This is a genomic window from Kitasatospora sp. HUAS MG31 (assembly GCF_040571325.1).
Taxonomy (GTDB): domain Bacteria; phylum Actinomycetota; class Actinomycetes; order Streptomycetales; family Streptomycetaceae; genus Kitasatospora; species Kitasatospora camelliae.
On sequence record NZ_CP159872.1, the window covers coordinates 5,913,120 to 5,931,503 of the forward strand.

Annotated in this window: 15 protein-coding genes; 11 read left to right on the forward strand and 4 right to left on the reverse strand. The window is 73.7% G+C overall.

Annotated features, from left to right (window positions below; all coding sequences use genetic code 11):
* The first annotated feature begins 125 nt into the window (after positions 1–125).
* The 7 genes from ABWK59_RS26365 (at position 126) to ABWK59_RS26395 (ending at position 7,353) form a co-directional block, all read left to right on the forward strand.
* On the forward strand, positions 126–1,682 hold the full coding sequence (locus tag ABWK59_RS26365; protein ID WP_354643108.1) for an ATP-binding protein: 1,557 nt from the start codon (positions 126–128) through the stop codon (positions 1,680–1,682).
* Positions 1,679–2,086, forward strand: coding sequence for a roadblock/LC7 domain-containing protein (locus ABWK59_RS26370; protein WP_354643109.1), 408 nt, complete (start codon positions 1,679–1,681; stop codon positions 2,084–2,086). The genes ABWK59_RS26365 and ABWK59_RS26370 overlap by 4 nt, the downstream gene beginning before the upstream one ends.
* Positions 2,083–2,454 carry a DUF742 domain-containing protein gene (locus ABWK59_RS26375; protein WP_354643110.1) on the forward strand — a complete coding sequence of 124 codons (372 nt, stop codon included), beginning with the start codon at positions 2,083–2,085 and terminating at the stop codon, positions 2,452–2,454. The genes ABWK59_RS26370 and ABWK59_RS26375 overlap by 4 nt, the downstream gene beginning before the upstream one ends.
* Entirely contained in the window at positions 2,435–3,052 is a 618-nt protein-coding gene (locus ABWK59_RS26380) for a GTP-binding protein (protein ID WP_354643111.1), read from the forward strand. Before ABWK59_RS26375 ends, ABWK59_RS26380 begins: the two co-directional genes overlap by 20 nt.
* A gap of 35 nt (positions 3,053–3,087) precedes the next feature.
* Complete coding sequence (locus ABWK59_RS26385; RefSeq protein WP_354643112.1) at positions 3,088–4,587, forward strand: cytochrome P450; 1,500 nt, start codon at positions 3,088–3,090, stop codon at positions 4,585–4,587.
* A gap of 246 nt (positions 4,588–4,833) precedes the next feature.
* Positions 4,834–5,973, forward strand: coding sequence for a selina-4(15),7(11)-diene synthase (locus ABWK59_RS26390; protein WP_354645110.1), 1,140 nt, complete (start codon positions 4,834–4,836; stop codon positions 5,971–5,973).
* 27 nt (positions 5,974–6,000) lie between these two features.
* Complete coding sequence (locus tag ABWK59_RS26395) at positions 6,001–7,353, forward strand: cytochrome P450 (RefSeq protein ID WP_354643113.1); 1,353 nt, start codon at positions 6,001–6,003, stop codon at positions 7,351–7,353.
* A 136-nt stretch (positions 7,354–7,489) separates the two neighbouring features.
* Here the strand turns inward: ABWK59_RS26395 and ABWK59_RS26400 are convergent, their stop codons facing one another.
* Together ABWK59_RS26400 and ABWK59_RS26405 are read right to left on the reverse strand one after the other, a co-directional pair.
* Positions 7,490–8,578, reverse strand: coding sequence for a sugar ABC transporter substrate-binding protein (locus ABWK59_RS26400; protein ID WP_354643114.1), 1,089 nt, complete (start codon positions 8,576–8,578; stop codon positions 7,490–7,492).
* 247 nt (positions 8,579–8,825) lie between these two features.
* Positions 8,826–9,878 carry an EamA family transporter gene (locus ABWK59_RS26405; protein ID WP_354643115.1) on the reverse strand — a complete coding sequence of 351 codons (1,053 nt, stop codon included), beginning with the start codon at positions 9,876–9,878 and terminating at the stop codon, positions 8,826–8,828.
* Positions 9,879–10,160: 282 nt separating this feature from the next.
* Here ABWK59_RS26405 and ABWK59_RS26410 point away from each other — a divergent pair, with 282 nt between their 5' ends.
* Positions 10,161–11,660, forward strand: coding sequence for a lipase maturation factor family protein (locus ABWK59_RS26410; protein ID WP_354643116.1), 1,500 nt, complete (start codon positions 10,161–10,163; stop codon positions 11,658–11,660).
* A 224-nt stretch (positions 11,661–11,884) separates the two neighbouring features.
* Positions 11,885–14,068, forward strand: coding sequence for a hypothetical protein (locus ABWK59_RS26415; RefSeq protein ID WP_354643117.1), 2,184 nt, complete (start codon positions 11,885–11,887; stop codon positions 14,066–14,068).
* Between the two features lie 95 nt (positions 14,069–14,163).
* Here the strand turns inward: ABWK59_RS26415 and ABWK59_RS26420 are convergent, their stop codons facing one another.
* Together ABWK59_RS26420 and ABWK59_RS26425 are read right to left on the reverse strand one after the other, a co-directional pair.
* Entirely contained in the window at positions 14,164–14,589 is a 426-nt protein-coding gene (locus ABWK59_RS26420; protein WP_354645111.1) for a nucleoside deaminase, read from the reverse strand.
* Positions 14,590–14,680: 91 nt separating this feature from the next.
* Positions 14,681–15,865 carry an FHA domain-containing protein gene (locus ABWK59_RS26425; protein WP_354643118.1) on the reverse strand — a complete coding sequence of 395 codons (1,185 nt, stop codon included), beginning with the start codon at positions 15,863–15,865 and terminating at the stop codon, positions 14,681–14,683.
* 241 nt (positions 15,866–16,106) lie between these two features.
* On the opposite strand from ABWK59_RS26425, the gene ABWK59_RS26430 reads away from it, so the two are divergent.
* Together ABWK59_RS26430 and ABWK59_RS26435 are read left to right on the forward strand one after the other, a co-directional pair.
* Positions 16,107–17,099 (forward strand): EI24 domain-containing protein, encoded by a 993-nt coding sequence (locus ABWK59_RS26430; protein ID WP_354643119.1) that lies wholly within the window; start codon positions 16,107–16,109, stop codon positions 17,097–17,099.
* A gap of 38 nt (positions 17,100–17,137) precedes the next feature.
* Positions 17,138–18,373, forward strand: a complete 1,236-nt coding sequence (locus ABWK59_RS26435; RefSeq protein ID WP_354643120.1) for a cytochrome P450 — start codon at positions 17,138–17,140, stop codon at positions 18,371–18,373.
* Positions 18,374–18,384: the final 11 nt, after the last annotated feature.

Sequence of the window (18,384 nt, forward strand, 5' to 3'; positions counted from 1 at the left end):
CATGACGCTTTGCCGGCGCTCGGCGCCCCCGCAACCCGGGCGCCGAGCGAGTCGGCATGCCGGCCTCGCCGCCGACGGCCCACCCCGCTCGTCGTTCCATAATCCCCCGATCGTTGAGGACGCTGATGCTTCGTGCTGGATCGTCGCCCGGGGAGCGGAGTTCCGCCCCTGTCCTGGGGTGGCTCCTTCCCACGGTGGTGATCGCGGCGGCCACGGCAGTCGCCGTGGCGGTGGTCGCCCCCGCGGCCCGTGTCGCGGTGGCCGGTTCGGGCGTGGTGGCCACCCTGGCCGTCGCCGCGATGGCCGCGGAGGCGGCCCGGCGCGGACGGGCCCTGGCCGCGCTCCGCGAGCAGGCGGCCCGCCGTGAGGCCGAACTGACCTACTGGCTCTCCCACCAGGCCGCCCAGACCGTGCGGCTCGCCGAGGTCGAGCTGCCCCGCGCGGTGGCCCGGCTCCAGCAGGGCGAGTTCGTCGAGGACGTGCTCAAGGCCGCCGACGCCGAGGACGCGGGCGCCGCGGTCTCCCCGGAGTTCCAGGCCGCCCGGCAGGCCGTGCTGCGCTCCGTGCTGGAGGCCGTCGACGCCGAGGAGGGCCTGCGCGAGTCCGCGCAGCGCGCCTTCGTGAACATCGCCCGGCGCGTCCAGGCGATCGTCCACCGCCAGGCCCAGGACCTGCGCGAGATGGAGGACCGGCACGGCAACGCCCCGGCGGTCTTCGACGACCTGCTCCGCCTCGACCACGGCAACGCCCTGGTCGGCCGTCTCGCCGACAGCATCGCCGTGCTCGGTGGAGCCCGCCCGGGCCGCCAGTGGAGCCGGGCCGTCCCGCTGTACAGCGTGCTGCGCGGCGCCGTCTCGCGGATCCTCGACTACCAGCGCGTCGAGCTGCACCCGGTCTCCCAGGTGGCCGTGGTCGGCCCCGCCGTCGAGCCGCTGATCCACGCGCTCGCCGAGCTGCTGGACAACGCCACCCGCTACTCCCCGCCGCAGACCCGGGTGCACCTCACCGCGGTCGAGGTGCAGACCGGCATCGCCATCGAGATCGAGGACGGCGGCCTCAGCCTCAGCGAGGAGGGCCGGGCCCGCGCCGAGCGGATGCTCAAGGAGGCCCAGGCCGGCATCGACCTCAACGACCTCGGCGAGACCCCGCGCCTCGGCCTCGCCGTGGTCGGCCGCCTCGCGCAGGTGTACGGCTTCCAGGTGTCGCTGCGCCCTTCCGCGTACGGCGGTGTGCGCGCGGTGCTGATCGTCCCGCAGGACCAGATCACCACGGTGCCCGCGACCGAGCGCGCGCACGGCATCGGCGCGGCCTCCGGTCCGCGTCCCGCGATCCCGGAGGCGCGGTCGGCCTCCGTCGCCACTCCGGCGGCCGCCCGTGCGGCCACCGGGCCGGAACCGTCGGCGATGGGGGAGGACGAGGTCCCGGTGGTGAGCGAGCGGACCCCGAACGGACTGCCGCAGCGTCGTCGCCGGCAGCTCTCGGCCGCCGAGGAGGCGGCCGCCTCCGCGGTCCCGGTGCCCTCGGCCCCGGCCGCCCCGGCCCCCGTGCGTACGGACCCGGCCGCCGCCGTCCAGCCCGGCCTCTGGCTGGCCGCCTTCCAGGGCGGTGTGAACGGCCCGGCGCCGGACGCCGCACCGGCCGCGCAGAACAGTGATCAGTCGTCAGGTAAGGGTGAGCAGTGATTCAGCAGCGGGCCAACATGGACTGGATGCTCAAGGATCTGGCGGACAGCGTCCCGCAGACCCGTCACGTCGTGGTGCTGTCCTCCGACGGCCTGCGCATGGCCCAGTACGGGACGGACACCGACACCGCCGACCGCCTGGCGGCGGCCTGCGCCGGGCTGCAGAGCCTGGCCGGCGCGGTGGCCACCGAGTTCCCGGCCGGTGACGGCCGGATGCGGATGGTGGTGATCGAGATGGGCGGCGGCTTCTTCTACCTGATGGCGGCCGGCGCCCGCGCCTACCTCGCGGTCCTGGCCGACGAGGGCGTGGACGCGGGCCTGATGGGCCAGCGGATGCGCGACCTGGTCGCGCGGATCGGGGAGCACCTCAGTACTCCGCCGCGCCACAACGAGCAGGGCGCATGAGTGGAGGGCCCCGCGACTGGGACGAGGCCTCTCCGGAACGCCTCTACGTGATCACCCGTGGCCGAAGCGCTTTAGACCGCGCCGACGCCCCCGGCCGGGCCCTCGACCTGGTCACCCTCATCGTGGCGCGGGCACAGCCGCAGCCGTCCATGCAACCCGAGCATGCGGCGATCCTGCGGATGTGCGCCGCCCCGCTCTCGGTGGCGGAGATCTCCGCGTACCTCGGCCTGCCGATGAGCGTCACCACGGTGCTGCTCGCCGATCTGCTCGCCGACAGGCGGGTGGAGGCGCGCGCCCCCATCCCCAAGGCCCAACTTCCCGACCGTGCACTGATAGAGGCGGTGATGCATGGACTTCAGAAGCTCTGAGGCGGCCGTCGGTCCGCGGAGCGAGGACATTCTGCCGGCCTCGGCCGCGACCGCGGTCAAGATCGTGATCGTGGGCGGTTTCGGTGTCGGCAAGACGACCCTGGTCGGTGCCGTCAGCGAGATCCGGCCGCTGACCACCGAGGAGACGATGACGCAGGCCAGCGCCGGCGTCGACGACACCGAGGGGATCGAGCGGAAGACCGCGACCACCGTCGCGATGGACTTCGGCCGGATCAGCATCACCGACGAGCTGGTGCTCTACCTGTTCGGCACCCCGGGCCAGCAGCGGTTCTGGTTCCTGTGGAACGGCCTGTTCGAGGGCGCGCTCGGCGCCGTCGTCCTGGTCGACACCCGCCGCCTGGAGGTCAGCTTCGACGTGATCGGGCGGCTGGAGGAGCGCGGCGTCCCGTTCGTGGTCGCGGTCAACAGCTTCCCGGAATCGCCGAGTTACCCGATATCCGAGCTGCGGACCGCACTGGACCTGCCGGACGAGGTGCCGATCGTCGCCTGTGACGCCCGGCTGCGCGAGTCCAGCCGCGACGTGCTGCTGGCCCTGATGCGCTACCTCTACTCGCTGACCGCCTCCCCGGCATCCTGACCCGCACTCCTGACGACCCTTCCCCCGGAGCGATCGTGACCACCTCTCCCACCGCCGACGACGCCCTCACCCCGCCCCCCGGGTGCCCGGCGCACGGCCTCGTCGGCCCGGCGTCCGGCGGACTCGGCCCCGGCGGCATCCGACGGCTGTTCGGCCCCGAGGCCGAGGCGGACCCGACGACGCTGTACGAGAAGCTGCGCGCCGAACACGGCGCCGTGGCCCCCGTCCTGCTGCACGGCGACCTGCCGGCCTGGCTGGTGCTCGGCCACCGCGAGAACCTGGACGTGGCCCGCACGCCCTCCCGGTTCTCCCGTGACTCGCGCCGCTGGTCGGCGTTCCAGCACAACCGGGTGGCCCCCGACTCCCCGCTGATGCCGATGGTGGCCTGGCAGCCGCTGTGCGTCTTCGCGGACGGCGCCGAGCACAAGCGGCTGCGCGGGGCGGTCACCGAGAGCCTCGACATGTTCGACCGCCGGGGGGTGCGCCGCTACGTCGCCCGCTTCGCCGACCAGCTGATCGACGGCTTCGCCGCGTCCGGGGAGGCCGACCTGGTCAGCCAGTTCGCCGAGCACCTGCCGATGCTGGTGATGACCCAGCTGCTGGGCATGCCCGACGAGTACGGTCCGCGCCTGGTGGACGCCGCCCGGGACCTGATGAAGGGCACCGAGACCGCGGTCGCCAGCAACGACTACGTGGTGGAGATGCTGCGCCAGCTCGTGGACCGCAAGCGCTCCGCGCCGGGCGCCGACCTCACCAGCTGGCTGCTGCAGCACCCGGCGGGCCTGGGCGAGGACGAGGTGCTGGAGCACCTGCGGCTGATCCTGGTGGCCGCGAACGAGACCACGGTCAACCTGATCGCGGACACCCTGCGGATGGTGCTCACCGACCGCCGGTTCCGCTCCAGCCTGTCCGGCGGCCACATGACCCTGCCGGACGCCCTGGACCAGGTGCTGTGGGACTCGCCGCCGCTGTCGGCCGTCCCGGGCCGCTGGGCCACCGGCGACACCGAGCTGGGCGGGAAGCAGATCAAGGCCGGCGACATGCTGCTGCTGGGCCTGGCGGCCGGCAACGTCGACCCGGCGATCCGGCCCGACCTGTCCGAGCCGCTCTACGGCAACCGCTCCCACCTGGCTTTCAGCAGCGGCCCGCACGAGTGTCCCGGCCAGGACATCGGCCGGGCCATCGCCGAGGCCGGCATCGACACCCTGCTGATCCGGCTGCCGGACGTGCGCCTGGCGATCGACGAGGACCAGCTGAGCTGGAACTCCGCCTGGCTGTCGCGCCACCTCGCCGAGCTGCCGGTGGAGTTCACCGCCAAGCGCCCGCGGCCGCGGGTGGCGGAGCCGGTCGCCGAGCCCGCGCCGACCGCCTGGACCCCCGCGGCCCCGGCCCACCCGCAGGCCGCCGAGGCGGCTCCCGCGGCCGCCGCACCGTGGCCCGGCCAGGCCGGGCCCGCCGCCGCGGACGGGATCCGGCCACGGGCCCCGCGCCGGAGCTGGTGGCGTTCGCTGACCGCCCGCTGGCGCAGGGGCTAGTCCGGGGCGATGGTCCGAGCCCGGACCGGCGCCGGTACGCCCGCATCGCAGGTGTACCGACGACCGGCCGGGCTCCGGTGACGGGCTGTTCGAAGGGTGACGGGGGGAATGGCCGTTCGTGCCGATGGCGCGAAGGCTCCCTTGACGAGATCGTCATATGCCGGTGTATTTGCGCGTGATCAACTCCGGTTCGGCACCAACAGCCGTGTCCGGATGGTGGATTCCTGCTATCAGACCGAGGTGACGATGGTGCATGAGCTGACGACGGTTCCGCCGATCTTCTCGCCGTACCCCCCCGCCATTCACCCCAGGCACGAATTGATCGACCGACAGACCACCAGCTGGGCCGCGGCTTTCGCCATAGGCACGCCGGAACTCCGGAGCCAACTGGTGAAACACGGCATAGGCACCTTCGCCGCCCGGGTTCTCCCGTACGGGCGGGAGGAGGTGGTCGGCATCCTCGCGGACTTCGTCCTGTGGCTCTTCGGCGTGGACGACGGGTGCTGCGAGGAAGGGGAGTTGGGTAGACGCCCGGGTGAACTCCTCGGCATGCTCTCGAGGTTGCTGCGGGTCGCGCAGAACCCGGAGGCCCCGATGCTGCTGGAGGACCCGCTGGCGCTCGGTCTGCGCGACCTGCGCCGCCGGATCTCCCGCTACGGCACGCCCGGGCAGGTGGCCCGCTGGGTGGACGCCCTGCGCGAGTACTTCCTCTCGGTGGTGTGGGAGGCGGAGCACCGCAGCCGGGAGACCGTGCCGGACCTCAACGACTACACCCTGATGCGCATCTACGACGGCGCGACCTCGGTCGTCCTGCCGCTGCTGGAGATGGGCCACGGGTACGAGCTGCAGCCCTACGAGCGGGACCGCACGGCGGTCCGCGCCGCCGCCGAGATGGCGTACTTCGTCATCTGCTGGGACAACGACCTGTTCTCGTACCACAAGGAGAGCCGGACCGGCCGGTACTTCCTCAACGTGATCCGGGTGCTGGAGCAGGCGTACGGCCTGAGCCCCGAGCAGGCGCTGGACCAGGCGATCGCCCAGCGGGACCGCGTGCTGTGCCTGTTCGTCCGGCTGTGCGACAGCCTGCGGGCCCAGGGCAGCCCCCAGCTCCGGCAGTACCTGGACAGCCTGGAGTCCTTCATCCGGGGTGCGCAGGACTGGGGCATCAGCTCCGTCCGCTACACCACCCCCGACGACCCGGCCGACCTCCCCGCGGCCTTCCGGGAGACCCCCCTGTACACCGACCCGGCACCGCTGGAGATCCCCGCGATCTCCTGGTGGTGGGACCTCCTCCCCCGGGAGGGCGGCGTGCCCGCCTTCCCCCGTTCCGAGCACCACGCACCGCTCTTCGCCGTCCCCCACACGGCGGCCCGGCGCTCCGCGTAGCTTCCCCCCACAGAAAGGAGTGCCGCGGTGGCAGCCGAGCTCTGCTCGATACCGCGCGCCCCCGGACGGCTCCCGCTCCTCGGCCACGTCTGGCCGCTCTGGCGCGACCCGCTGGGCTTCGTGAAGTCCCTCGGCCGCACCGGCGACCTGGTCCGGGTCGACGTCGGCACCCTGCCGGTGGTCTTCGTGACACACCCCCGGCTGGCCCACGCGGTGATGGTCACCCACGGGCGCAGCTTCGAGAAGGGCCGCCTGTTCGACCGGGTGCGGACCTTCGTCGGCGACGGGCTGGCCACCGCCAAGGGCGAGGTGCACCGCCGCCACCGCCGGCTGATGCAGCCCACCTTCCACCAGGCCAGGATCGCCGGCTACTGCGAGGTGATGAGCCGCCGGGCCATGGCCCTCGCCGAGAGCTGGCAGGACGGCCGGCGGATCGCCGTCGAGCACGAGATGGGCGAGTTCGCGATCGTCACCCTGGCCGAGACGATGTTCTCCGCGGACATCGGCCGGCCGGCCGTGGAGGCGGTCCGCCGGGACGTGCCGATCATCCTCAAGAACATGCTGCTGCGCGCGGTGTCGCCGAAGATCCTCGACCCGCTGCCGATCCCGCCGAACCGGCAGTTCGACGCGGCCGCGGCCCGCCTGCGCGGCGTCATCGAGGACGTCATCGCCGCCACCCGCCGCGCCGGCGACACCGACCAGCCGGACCTGCTCTCGGTCCTGATGGCCGCCCGGGACGCCGACACCGGCGAGGCACTGAGCGACACCGAGGTCCGGGACGAGCTGGTCACCATCCTCTTCGCCGGCACCGAGACCGCCTCGTCCACGCTGGCCTGGGCGTTCCACGAGATCGCCCGGGCGCCCGAGGTGGAGAAGAAGCTGCTCGCCGAGATCGACGAGGTGGTGGGCGAGCGCCCGGTCGGCTTCGAGGACGTCGCACGGCTCACCTACACCCGCTGCGTGCTGGACGAGGTGATCCGCCTGCACGGGGTCACCCTGCTGATGCGCCGGTCCACCGAGCCGGTGGAGCTGGACGGCGTCACCCTCCCGGTCGGCACCGAGGTGGGGCTGAGCCTGTACGCGCTGCACCGGGACGAGCGGGTCTACCGGGACGCCGGACGCTTCGACCCGGACCGGTGGCTCCCCGAGCGCCGGGGCGAGGTCCCCCGCGAGTCGTTCCTGCCGTTCGGCGCGGGCTCGCGCAAGTGCATCGGCGACGCGTTCTCCTGGGCGGAGATCACCATCACGCTGGCCACCGTCCTGGCCCGCTGGCGGCTGCGGCCCGTCCCCGGGCACGTCACCCGCGAGGCGGTCGCCGCGATGCCGCACCCGGTGCACCTCCCGATGACGGTGGAGGCCCGCGAGCCGGCGCGCCGCTAGGGCGGTTCAGGTACGGCCGGCGGCTCCTCAGGGGCACGGGGAGCGGTGCGCGGCGGAAGGATCCTCCGGGAGCCTTCCGGCGTGGCGCCGGTCCCCGCACCCCCCGGGCGGGCCGATCGGGGGGTGCGCGGCTCCGTCAGCCCCCGATGCCGGCGGCCTTGCAGGCCGCCGCGTACTGGCCGGAGCAGACCTCGGCGGCCTTGTAGAGGCCGCCGGCGATGACGGTGGCGGCGACCCGCTGCTTGGTGACCACGATAGGGGTGAGCAGCATGGAGGGGATCTGGTCCCCGTTGCTGTCGGTCATGGTGGTGGCCACCGAGGTGACGTCGATGTTCTTCAGCAGGTAGACGGCGATGTTGGCCGCCGCGTCCGCTTCCGGCTTGTACGGCTTGTAGATGGTGTACGCCTGCTCGCCGGTGAGGATCCGCCGGATGGCCTCGATCGAGGCGTCCTGCCCGCCGACCGGGACGTCGGTGCGGCCGGCCTTCTTCAGCGTGTCGATGATCGGCCCGGCCATGCCGTCGTTGGCCGAGTACACCGCGGCGAAGCCGTTCTTGCCGAGCTTGTCGATGGCCTCGGACATCTTCTTGGCGGCGACGTCGGGCTTCCACTCGCCGGACTGCTCGTAGGCGATCCGCTTGACCTTGCCGTCCAGCGCGCGGTGGGCGCCGGTCTTGAAGGAGGCCGCGTTGGGGTCCGTCTCGGAGCCGTTGATCATGACGATCTCGGAGGCCGAGGCCTTGCCGCCGAGCGCTTCCAGCAGGGCCTGGCCCTGGAGTTCGCCGGTCTTCTGGTTGTCGAAGGAGACGTAGGCGGCGACCTTGCCGGCGGCCAGGCGGTCGTAGGCGATGACCTTGGTGCCCTGCTTGGCGGCCTTCTCCACCCAGGGGGCGGTGACCGCGGCGTTGACCGGGTCGAGCAGGATCACCCGCACGCCCTTGGCCAGCAGGGTGTCGAACTGCTCCTTCTGGGCGTTCTCGTCGCCGTCCGCGTTCGCGTAGTCGATGGAGCAGCGGCCGCACAGGCCGAGCACGGCCGACTCGATCATCGGCTTGTCGAAGGCCTCGTAGCGGGTGGACGAGGACCGCTCGGGCAGCAGCAGGCCGACCGTGTGGTTGTCCTTCGCGGTCGGCTTGTCGTCGCCGAGCAGCCCGCAGGCGGACATGGAGAGTGCCGTCGCGGCAGCGGCCAGGCCGACGACGAGGCGACGCGTCTGTGCGTTCATGGCGGGTGGTGCCTCCCTGACTGCGCCGCGACCTTGCGGCGTGGTGAGGGGAGTCAAGCTGCCACCCCGTGATGTCGTCAAGAAGTAAACCATCCATCTCACGAGATCCGCCAAGTCGTTACCTTCTTGAAGATCCAGCGGAAGAACCCGCAGGTCACTCGGGCGTGACACGTCAACTTCTCAAGACGAAGCCCCGCCACCCGAGTTCGGGTGGCGGGGCGGTCGCGGAGGGTCGCGGGAAGCGGGATCAGCGGCGTTCGGTGCGCACCACCAGGAAGACGCCGGCCACCACGATGCCGCCGCCGAGCGCGATCGGCCAGGTCAGCGGCTCGGACAGGACCAGCCAGCCGAGCAGCACGGCCACCACCGGGTTGACGTACGCGTAGGTGGCCACCAGCGGCAGCGGCGCCCGCTGGAGCAGCCAGGCGTACGCGGTGAAGGCCACCAGCGAGCCGAAGGTGAAGAGGTAGACCAGCGCCACCCAGGACGCGGTGGAGACCGCGGCCGGGTCGAAGCCCTGCGGCTCCCGCCGGACGACGGCCAGCAGCAGCGCGCCCACCGCGGCGGCGAGCATCTCGTACACGCTGGCGGTGATCGCGTTCGGCGGCATCGGCAGCCGGCCGGCCAGGAAGGAGCCCACCGCCCAGATCAGCGCCGCCAGGATCACCATCAGCAACCCGGCCAGGTGCACGTCGCCGGACAGGCCCGGCGAGGTGAGCACCGCCAGTCCGACCAGGCCCACCAGCACGCCGCCGATGGTCCACCCCGAGGTGTGCTGGCCCGTCAGCCGGCGCAGCAGCACCACCCACAGCGGCACGCTCGCCACCAGCAGGGCGGTCAGCCCCGAGGGCACCGTGCGCTCTGCCAGCACCACCAGGCCGTTGCCGCCGACCAGCAGCAGGACGCCCACCAGCGCCGCCGAACCCAGCTGCTGCCGGGTCACCCGCAGCGCCTTCGGCCCCTGCCGCCAGGCCAGCAGCGCCGCCAGCAGCACGCCGGCCGCCGCGAACCGGGCCGAGGCGGACAGGAATGGCGGGATGGTCTCCACCACCACCCGGATCGCCAGGTAGGTGGAGCCCCACACCACGTACACGATGCCCAGCGCCGCCCACACGGCCCCGCTCAGGCGCTGCGGGCCCTCGGGTGCGGCGTCGCGGGCGACGGGGGAGGGGGTCGGAATCCGGTCGGCGGGTGCGGCGGCTGCGGCGGGGCCGGCCGGGGTGGCGGCGGTGGCGGTGGCGGTGGCCGCGGTGCCTCGGCCCGGGCGGTCGGAGGGGGAGGGGGGCGAGGCGGCGGTCATGAGCGTCTCTCGCTTTCGGTGCTGTTGCGGTCTCGACCGTATGACACCACACCCCGCGGCCTCCGCACAGGGGCAGGACTGCCATCCGACCGGGAATCAGTGCCACCCGGCCGCCCGCCCTCCGTCGCCCCCGCCCCCGGAGTCCTCCGCCGACCGGATGAACGGCCGGGCCCCACCGCCGGTCCGTACCGCGGCCCGCGGCCCGCCCGGTGGTAGGGATGGGACGGATCCGAGGCGCCGCGCCGGACGGCGGAGCGGGGCCGCAGGAGAGGAGCGGGGCGGATGGAGTGGTTCGCGGCACCCGAGTACTGGCTCGCCCGCGAGATCTTCCAGCGCCTGCTCGCCCTCCTCTACGCGATCGGCTTCCTCGCCGCGGCCCGCCAGTTCCGCGCCCTGATCGGCGAGCACGGCATGCTCCCGGTGCCCCGCTTCACCGCCCGGGTGCCGTTCCGCCACGCCCCCGGCCTCTTCCACCTGCACTACTCCGACAGCGTCTTCGCCGCCGTCTCCTGGACCGGCCTGCTGCTCGCCGCCGCCATGGCCGCCGGCCTCGGCGACCTCGTCCCGCTGTGGGCCGCGATGCTGCTCTGGGCCGTCCTGTGGGTGCTCTACCTGTCGATCGTCAACGTCGGCCAGACCTGGTACGCCTTCGGCTGGGAGTCGCTGCTGCTGGAGGCCGGCTTCCTGGCGGCCTTCCTCGGCAACGGGGACATCGCCCCGCCCGTCCTCGGCCTGTGGCTGCTGCGCTGGCTGCTGTTCCGGGTCGAATTCGGCGCCGGCCTGATCAAGTGGCGCGGCGACGCCTGCTGGCGCAAGCTCACCTGCCTCGACTACCACCACGAGACCCAGCCGATGCCCGGCCCGCTCAGCTGGTTCTTCCACCACCTGCCCAAGCCGCTGCACCGCGTCGAGGTGGCCGCCAACCACGTCGTCCAACTGGTGGTCCCGTTCGGCCTCTTCCTCCCGCAGCCCGGCGCGACCGTCGCCGCCGTCCTGATCACCGTCACCCAGCTCTGGCTGGTCGCCTCCGGCAATTTCGCCTGGCTGAACTGGCTCACCATCGCGCTCGCCCTCTCCGCCGTCGACACCGGATCCGCCGGCGCCCTGCTCCCGCTGCCCGAGCCGCCCGCCTACCCCGCCACCCCCGCCTGGTACGAGGCCCTGGTCCTCGCCCTCACCCTGCTGGTCGCCGTGCTCAGCTACTGGCCCGCCCGCAACCTGCTCTCCCGCCGCCAGGTGATGAACTACTCCTTCAACCGCCTCCACCTGGTCAACGCCTACGGCGCGTTCGGCTCGGTCAACCGGATCCGGTACGAGGTGGAGATCGAAGGAACCGGCCGGGCGAGCGGCGACGGCGGCTGGCGCGCCTACGAATTCCGGGGCAAACCGGGCGAACTCGGACGGATGCCGCGTCAGTTCGCCCCGTACCACCTACGGCTCGACTGGCTGATGTGGTTCGCCGCCATCTCACCGAGCTACGCCCGCCCCTGGTTCGCCGCCCTCCTGGCCCGGCTGCTCGTCAACGACCCCGACACCCTCCGCCTGCTGCGCCGCAACCCCTTCCCCGACCGGCCGCCCGCCCGGGTCCGCGCCCTGCTGTACCACTACCGCTTCACCGGATGGCGTGAACTGCGCGACCACCGCCGCTGGTGGGAGCGCACCCTGGTCCGGGTCTACCACCCGCCCGCCGGACTCGACGAACTCGCCCACCTCGCACCCCGATCCGCACGCCGGACCGGGCACCGGCCGGGCGGCCCGGCAGGGGAGCGGGGGGCTCGGTGAACCTCTCGTGCCGACGGTGTCCGGCGTGTGACGGATGTGCGACGTCCGACGCCGCGTCGAAATCGCAACCACCCGGGTACGTGCGTGTCTCGAACGCTCACCCGTATCCTGCACGGGGACCCGTGCACGCCCGCCCGTATCCTGGCCCTCCGCGCCGTACGAGCAGGGCCGCTCGCGACGCCTCGCCCGCTGCAGTCTTCCCCGCCACGAACCGGACTTCATCCATGACAGTGCGCTACCTGAACGACGCCGACGCCGCGGCGTCGGACCCGGACGCCACTCCGGACGGCGACGACCGCCCGAGCATCCGTGAGGAGCTCGGCCGGTACGCCGACCAGGGTGGCTTCACGATGACCGCCGAAACCCACCCGTGGCTGGAGGCGGCCGAGACCGTCGCCGGAGCCGAGGACGCCCGGGCCGCCTCCACCGTCCTCGCCGAGCTCCGCAGCCTGGAGATCCGGGCGGTCGGCAAGGCCGTCAACGGCATCGCCGCCAAGGCCGGGCTCGACGTCCCCGACACCCTGCACGGACTGACCCTGCTGCTGGACCTGCTCCAGCGCGTCCAGTCCACCTCCGGCACCCTGCGTGCCGAGGCCTACGACGCCGACCTCGACGCCCTCACCGCCGCCACCGCGGACGGCCGCTGGCGCCGCGAGCAGGGCGTCAAGGTCCCGTTCACCCGCCGCTGGACGCTCCGCGCCCAGGCCAAGGCCCTCACCACCGGGGACCGGAAGCCCGGCCGCGGCGACCTCCACACGGCCCTCGCCACCGCCGCCTCCGCCCGCACCGACTGGGCCGCCCTCGCCACCGAGGGCGCCTCGGCCCGCCCGGTCGTCCCGGTGGACGGCACGCTGCTGGCCGAGACCGCCCAGGCCGTCGAGTCGCTCGGCACCGCCGTCCGCTCGCTCGACGCACTGCTGCCCGAGCGCGCCCTGGACTCCCTCCCGCTCGGCGAACTCGCCGACCTGGTCGACCGGCTCGCCGCCGACGAGGGCACCCTCTACCGCCTGCCGGCCCTGCGGGCGCTCCGCGACCAGCTCGCCGAGGAGGGGCTTGCCGACCTGCTCGACGAGCTGACCGAGCGTCAGGCCGACCGCGAGGCCGCCCTCGCCGCCTACGACCGCCACGCCGGCACCGAGGACGACGCCCGCCACGCTCTGGCGGCCGGACCCCGTGACACCGCTGACGCGGAGGGTGCGGAGGAGGCCGACGCCGAGGCTGCGGAGACGGACGCCGCTGTCGACACCGCCGAGGACGAGGACGAGGCCGCTGCGGTCGAGCCGGAGGCCGAGGCCGAGATCGAGGCCGAGGCAGCTCCCGAGGTTGAGGCCGAGATCGAGGCCGAGGCAGCTCCCGAGGTTGAGGCCGAGGTTGAGGTTGAGGCTGAGCCGGTCGCGGAGGTTGAGGCTGAGGTTGAGCCGGTGGCCGAGGCCGAGGCTGAGCCGGTCGCCGAGGTTGAGGCTGAGCCGGTCGCCGAGGTTGAGGCCGAGGTGACCCCGGAGGCCGTGCCTGCGGCTGATGCTGACGCGGAGCCCATCGCTGAGGCCGAGGCCGAGGTGACCCCGGAGGTCGAGCCCACGGCCGACATCGACGCGGAGCCCGCTGCTGAGGCCGAGGCCGAGCCCGTCGCCGAGGCTGAGGTTGCCGAGCCCGTCGCCGAGGCCGAGCCCGTCGCCGAGGCTGAGGTTGCCGAGCCCGTCGCCGAGGCCGAGCCCGTCGCCGAGGCTGCTGAGGTTGCCGAGCCCGTCGCCGAGGCCGAGCCCGTCGCCGAGGCTGAGGTTGCCGAGCCCGTCGCCGAGGCTGAGGTTGTCGAGGCTGAGGTTGCCGAGCCGGTTGTCGAGGCCGAGGCCGAGGCCGAGCCCGTCGCCGAGGATGAGGTTGCCGAGCCCGTCGCCGAGGCTGAGGTTGTCGAGGCTGAGGTTGCCGAGCCGGTTGTCGAGGCCGAGGCCGAGGTCGAGGCCGTCGCCGTCGAGGCCGAGCCGGTCGCCGAGGTCGAGCCCGTCGCTGTCGAGGTCGAGCCCGTCGCTGTCGAGGCCGAGCCGGTCGCCGAGGTCGAGCCCGTCGCTGTCGAGGCCGAGCCGGTCGCCGAGGTCGAGCCCGTCGCCGTCGAGGCCGAGCCGGTCGCCGAGGTCGAGCCCGTCGCTGTCGAGGCCGAGCCTGTCGTCGAGCCTCAGGCGGCTGCTGCCGACGCCGGTTCGTCCGGGAAGCCGGAGATCACGCCGGGACGGCCGATCACCGCGTACAGCGCCGACGAACTGGTCGCGCTGGTCCGCTGGCTGGACGGTGACTCCGCCGGGCGCTCGGACGACGAGCTGCTCCGCGCCGCGATGAAGGAGCTGGGCTTCGCCCGCCTCGGCCCCCGCATCAAGGAGGCCCTGGGCGCCGCCGTCACCGCCGTCCGCGGCTGACACCGCCCGCGCCCCTCGGCGCACCGCGCCCGCCGGTCACTGCACCACGACCGGCGGGCGCCGCCGTTCCCCGGGCCGGGCCGGTCGCCCGGCCGCTACTCGCCGATGTCCTCGAACCACAGGTCCGGCCGTTCGGCGATGAACCGGGTCATCAGCCGGACGCAGGCGGGGTCGTCCAGCACCGTGATCGCCACGCCGTGCTCGGCCAGCCAGTCGTGGCCGCCGCTGAACGTCCTGGCCTCGCCGATCACCACCCGTGCGATCCCGAACTGCCGTACCAGGCCGGAGCAGTACCAGCAGGGCGACAGCGTCGTGACCATGGTGGTCCGGCCGTAGCCACGGAGCCGCCCGGCCGCTCGGAAGGCGGCGGTCTCGGCGTGCATGGACGGGTCGCCGTCCTGGACGCGGCGGTTGTGTCCGCGTCCGAGGATCCTCCCGTCCGGTCCGAACAGGGCCGCCCCGATCGGGATGCCGCCCTCCGCCAGTCCGGCCTCGGCCTCCTCGACCGCCACGGCCAGCATCCGCTCCGCGTCCGGATCCCTGTCCACCTCGACCGCCTCCCAGCCGGACCCGCCGCCCGTCACACCCGTCCGTCACGCAGTCCGTACCCGCTCAACCCTGTGCCCCACTCCCGCCGTCCGGCCCGGGATCCCGCTCGGGGAGCAGGGTGGGCGCGGCGGCGTGGACCGGTGGCGGGGTGCGGTCGGCGGTGGCCCGCCAGGCGTCGGAGAGTTCGGCGGGGAAGAGCCGGCCGCTGCGGGTGAGCACCACGCCGGGGGCGAGTTCGACCTCGTCGCCGGGGTGGAAGCGGCGGGCGGTCTCGCGCTCCAGCGGCGCCCAGGGGCCGAGCTTCCCGCGCCGCCCGGCCCGCCGGATCCGGGTGCCGTAGCTGCTGACGTCCTGGACGGTGACCGCGCCGCCGCGGACCGCGAACAGGACGTGCCGTCGGCTGATCCGGGCGGCCTGGTCCGGGGTGAGCAGGGTGTGCAGCGGGATGCCGTCCTCGCCGGGGCTGCGCCCCACGCAGGTGCGGGACTGCTCGTCCAGGGTGTACCGGGCGACGCAGGCGCCGTCCACCACCGCCTTCAGCTGGGCGGTGCCGGGCCGCAGGCCGGTCTCGCCGAGCGGTGTGCCGTGGAGTTCGCAGGTGGGGACGCCGCGGCGCATCCGGGGCAGCAGCACCCGTCCGCCGCGGCTGCCCTCGTACAGCGAGCAGCGGGGTTCGGGGCAGCGCCAGGAGCGGCGGACGACGTCGGTGAGCGGGGTGCGGGAGGGGCTCAGCAGGCCCTGCTTCTTGAGCGCGGAGAACTCCAGCTTGCGGGAGATCTCGGCGGCGCTGCAGTGGCCCAGGTCCACCGGGACGAGGACGACCCGGCCGCCCTGCCGCTCGGGGCGCAGGAACTGCCAGGTGTTGCCCTGCAGCCAGGGGTGCTCCAGCCGGTGGTCGGTGAACCGGTCGCCGCTGACCACCCGGGTGCCGGTCATCCCGGCGATCTCCAGGACCCGCTCGTCGGCGTCGGCGACCTCCTCCACCAGGGCCTCGGCCACCCAGGAGCGCAGCCGCCGGACCTCCTCGGCGCCGCCGAACTCCCGGTGCCCGGCGAGCAGGCTGCGGTCGGCGACCGGGTACACCGACACCTGCGGGTCGCCGGTGAGGTCGGCCAGCGCCGCGACCACCGCCTCCAGCCGCGCCAGGGAGCGCGGGGCGGAGCCGCCCAGCGAGGTGTTGCGCACGACGTTCGACAGGTCCACCAGGTAGTCGGCGCGATCCGCCGACGCCGCCAGGTTCCGTTCCACCCCAGGCCTCCCCGGCCACTCCGTGGCGTCAGCTCACCGGCCGGCGGCCGGACACCGCCCGCCACTGTACGGCGCGGGGGGACGGCCCGGCCGGGGGTTCGGCCGAGTGCGCCGGCCCGCGCCCCCCGGCGCACTCGGCCGGACCCGGCGACGACCCGGAGACGACCCGGAGACGACCCGGTACGGACCCGGCGCGAACCCGGTCGCCCGGCCGGTCGGAGGCTGCCCGTAGGCTTCGATCATGCGAGATTTTGCCGCGGGGGTCGGCTTCCTGTTCAAGGGCCAGCGGTGGGTGTTCAAGCACACCCGGTGGTGGGGATTCGGGATGATCCCGGCCCTGATCACCCTGGTCGGGTACGTGGCGGCGATGGCCGCTCTGGTGGTCTGGTCGGACGACATCGCCGACTGGGCGACCCCGTTCGCCGACGACTGGGACCCGACCTGGCGCGGCCTGCTGCGCGGCACCCTGGTCGCGGCCGTGGTGGGCGGCGGGACGCTGGTGTCGGTGGTGACCTTCACGGCGGTCACCCTGCTGGTGGGCCAGCCGTTCTACGAGGCGCTGGCCGCCAAGGTGGACGAGACCGAGGGCGGTGCCCCGGCCGCGCCCGACGTGCCGCTCTGGCGGGAGCTGCTGATCTCGGCCCGGGACAGCCTGACCGTCCTGCTCCGGGTGATCGCCTGCGGACTGGTGCTGTTCGCACTCGGGTTCATCCCGGTGGTCGGTCAGACCGTGGTGCCGGCGCTCGGGTTCTGCGTCTCCGGGTACTTCCTGGTGGCCGAACTCTCCGCGGTGGCCCTGCAGCGCCGGGGTGTGCCGCAGAAGGAGCGGCTGCGGATGCTGCGCCGCCGGCTGGGCCTGCCGCTGGGCTTCGGGGTGCCGCTGGTGCTGCTGTTCCTGGTGCCGTTGGTGACCGTGCTGGCGATGCCCGGCGCGGTGGCCGGGGCGACCCTGCTGGCCCGCGAACTGGTGCCGGTGGAGGACGAGGGCGCCGACGACACGGACCCGGACGACGCCGACGAGGCCGGCGACCGGCCGCAGTGGACCGGCGAGGCCCCCGGTGCCGACCGTGCCCAGTACGCGGTCCACCCGCCCGCCCACCAGGCGTACCCGGACCCCTCGGCGGCCCAGGCGTACCCGGACCCCCTCGCGGTCCACCCGGGTCACCTGCCGGTCAACCAGGCCCGGCCCTCAGCTAATTCGGACAATATGAAGAATTGCGGCTGGAACGGCTGATTTGACACCATGTCAGCCGGTACCGCATAAATGCCCTCATGAGTGCACCGGCCGGCACCACCGCCCAGACCGTCCCCGACCTCGGTGACCCGGAGTTCTGGAGGCTCCCGGCCTCCGCCCGGGCGGAGGCGTTCGCCGCACTGCGCCGGCTGGAGGCGCCGGTCCGCTTCACCGACCGCGCCTCCGGCCGGCCGTTCCACGCCCTGGTGCGCCACGCCCACGTGGTGGAGGCCAGCCGCAACCCGGCCGTGTTCCTGAGCGGCCCGGGGGTCACCACCCCCGAGCCCGCCCGCTGGGTCCGGACGGTCTTCGGTGACTCCATGGTCAACCTGGACGACCCCCGGCACGCCGACCTCCGCCGGATCGTCTCCCGGGCCTTCACCCCGCGGCTGATCTCCCGGGTGGAGGAGGACATCCGCGCGGTCGCCGCCCGGATCGTGGACGAGGTGGAGGCCGGCCGTCCCGCGGACTTCGTGACGGCCGTCGCCGCCGAACTCCCGTACCGGGTCATCTGCAACATGATGGGCATCCCCGAGCGGCAGCGGCGGCGGATCCTGGAGCTGGTCAACCACGCCTCGGAGAACACGGGGGTGGCCCGCGGCCGGATCCGGGTGCCGGGCCGCGGCCTGCGCGCCCTCGCCCGGATGCAGGCGGTGATCGCCGCGCTCGGCCGGGAGCGCCGCCGCCGGCCCACCGAGGACCTGATCTCCGCCCTGGTCACCGCCGACGTGGACGGCCGGCACCTCAACTCCCGGGAGCTGGGCGCCTTCTTCTCGCTGCTCCTGGTCGCCGGCGTGGAGACCACCCGCAACGCGCTGGCCCACGGACTGCACCTGCTCACCGTCCACCCCGAGCAGCGCGCGCTGCTCACCGCGGACCTGGACGGGCGCCTCGGCGGCGCGGTGGAGGAGATCGTCCGCCACGCCACGCCGATCATCCAGTTCCGCCGCACCCTGGCCACCGACCACGACCTGGACGGCACCCGGCTCGCCGCCGGCGACAAGGTGGTGCTGTTCTTCGGCTCGGCCAACCGTGACGAGGCCGTCTTCGCCGACCCGGACGCCTTCGACATCACCCGCTCACCCAACCCGCACCTCGGCTTCGGCGGCGGCGGGCCGCACTTCTGCCTGGGCGCGTACCTGGCCCGCCAGGAGATGAAGGTGCTTCTCCACGAGCTGCTCACCCGGCTGCCCGGGATCCGCACGGTCGGCGAGCCGGAGCCGGTCCCGTCCAGCTTCGACAACCGGGTCCGCTCGCTGCGCTTCACCTACTGACCCCGCCGCTC

Bases quoted from the DNA above. Each gene is read 5' to 3' on its own strand.
- ABWK59_RS26420 (WP_354645111.1), bottom strand. From the start codon at position 14,589: ATGCTGGCCGTGGCGGTCGAGGAGGCCGAGGCCGGACTGGCGGAGGGC.
- ABWK59_RS26415 (WP_354643117.1), top strand. From the start codon at position 11,885: ATGACAGTGCGCTACCTGAACGACGCCGACGCCGCGGCGTCGGACCCG.
- ABWK59_RS26380 (WP_354643111.1), top strand. From the start codon at position 2,435: ATGGACTTCAGAAGCTCTGAGGCGGCCGTCGGTCCGCGGAGCGAGGAC.
- ABWK59_RS26405 (WP_354643115.1), bottom strand. From the start codon at position 9,878: ATGACCGCCGCCTCGCCCCCCTCCCCCTCCGACCGCCCGGGCCGAGGC.
- ABWK59_RS26390 (WP_354645110.1), top strand. From the start codon at position 4,834: ATGGTGCATGAGCTGACGACGGTTCCGCCGATCTTCTCGCCGTACCCC.
- ABWK59_RS26375 (WP_354643110.1), top strand. From the start codon at position 2,083: ATGAGTGGAGGGCCCCGCGACTGGGACGAGGCCTCTCCGGAACGCCTC.
- ABWK59_RS26430 (WP_354643119.1), top strand. From the start codon at position 16,107: ATGCGAGATTTTGCCGCGGGGGTCGGCTTCCTGTTCAAGGGCCAGCGG.
- ABWK59_RS26435 (WP_354643120.1), top strand. From the start codon at position 17,138: ATGAGTGCACCGGCCGGCACCACCGCCCAGACCGTCCCCGACCTCGGT.
- ABWK59_RS26365 (WP_354643108.1), top strand. From the start codon at position 126: ATGCTTCGTGCTGGATCGTCGCCCGGGGAGCGGAGTTCCGCCCCTGTC.
- ABWK59_RS26400 (WP_354643114.1), bottom strand. From the start codon at position 8,578: ATGAACGCACAGACGCGTCGCCTCGTCGTCGGCCTGGCCGCTGCCGCG.
- ABWK59_RS26410 (WP_354643116.1), top strand. From the start codon at position 10,161: ATGGAGTGGTTCGCGGCACCCGAGTACTGGCTCGCCCGCGAGATCTTC.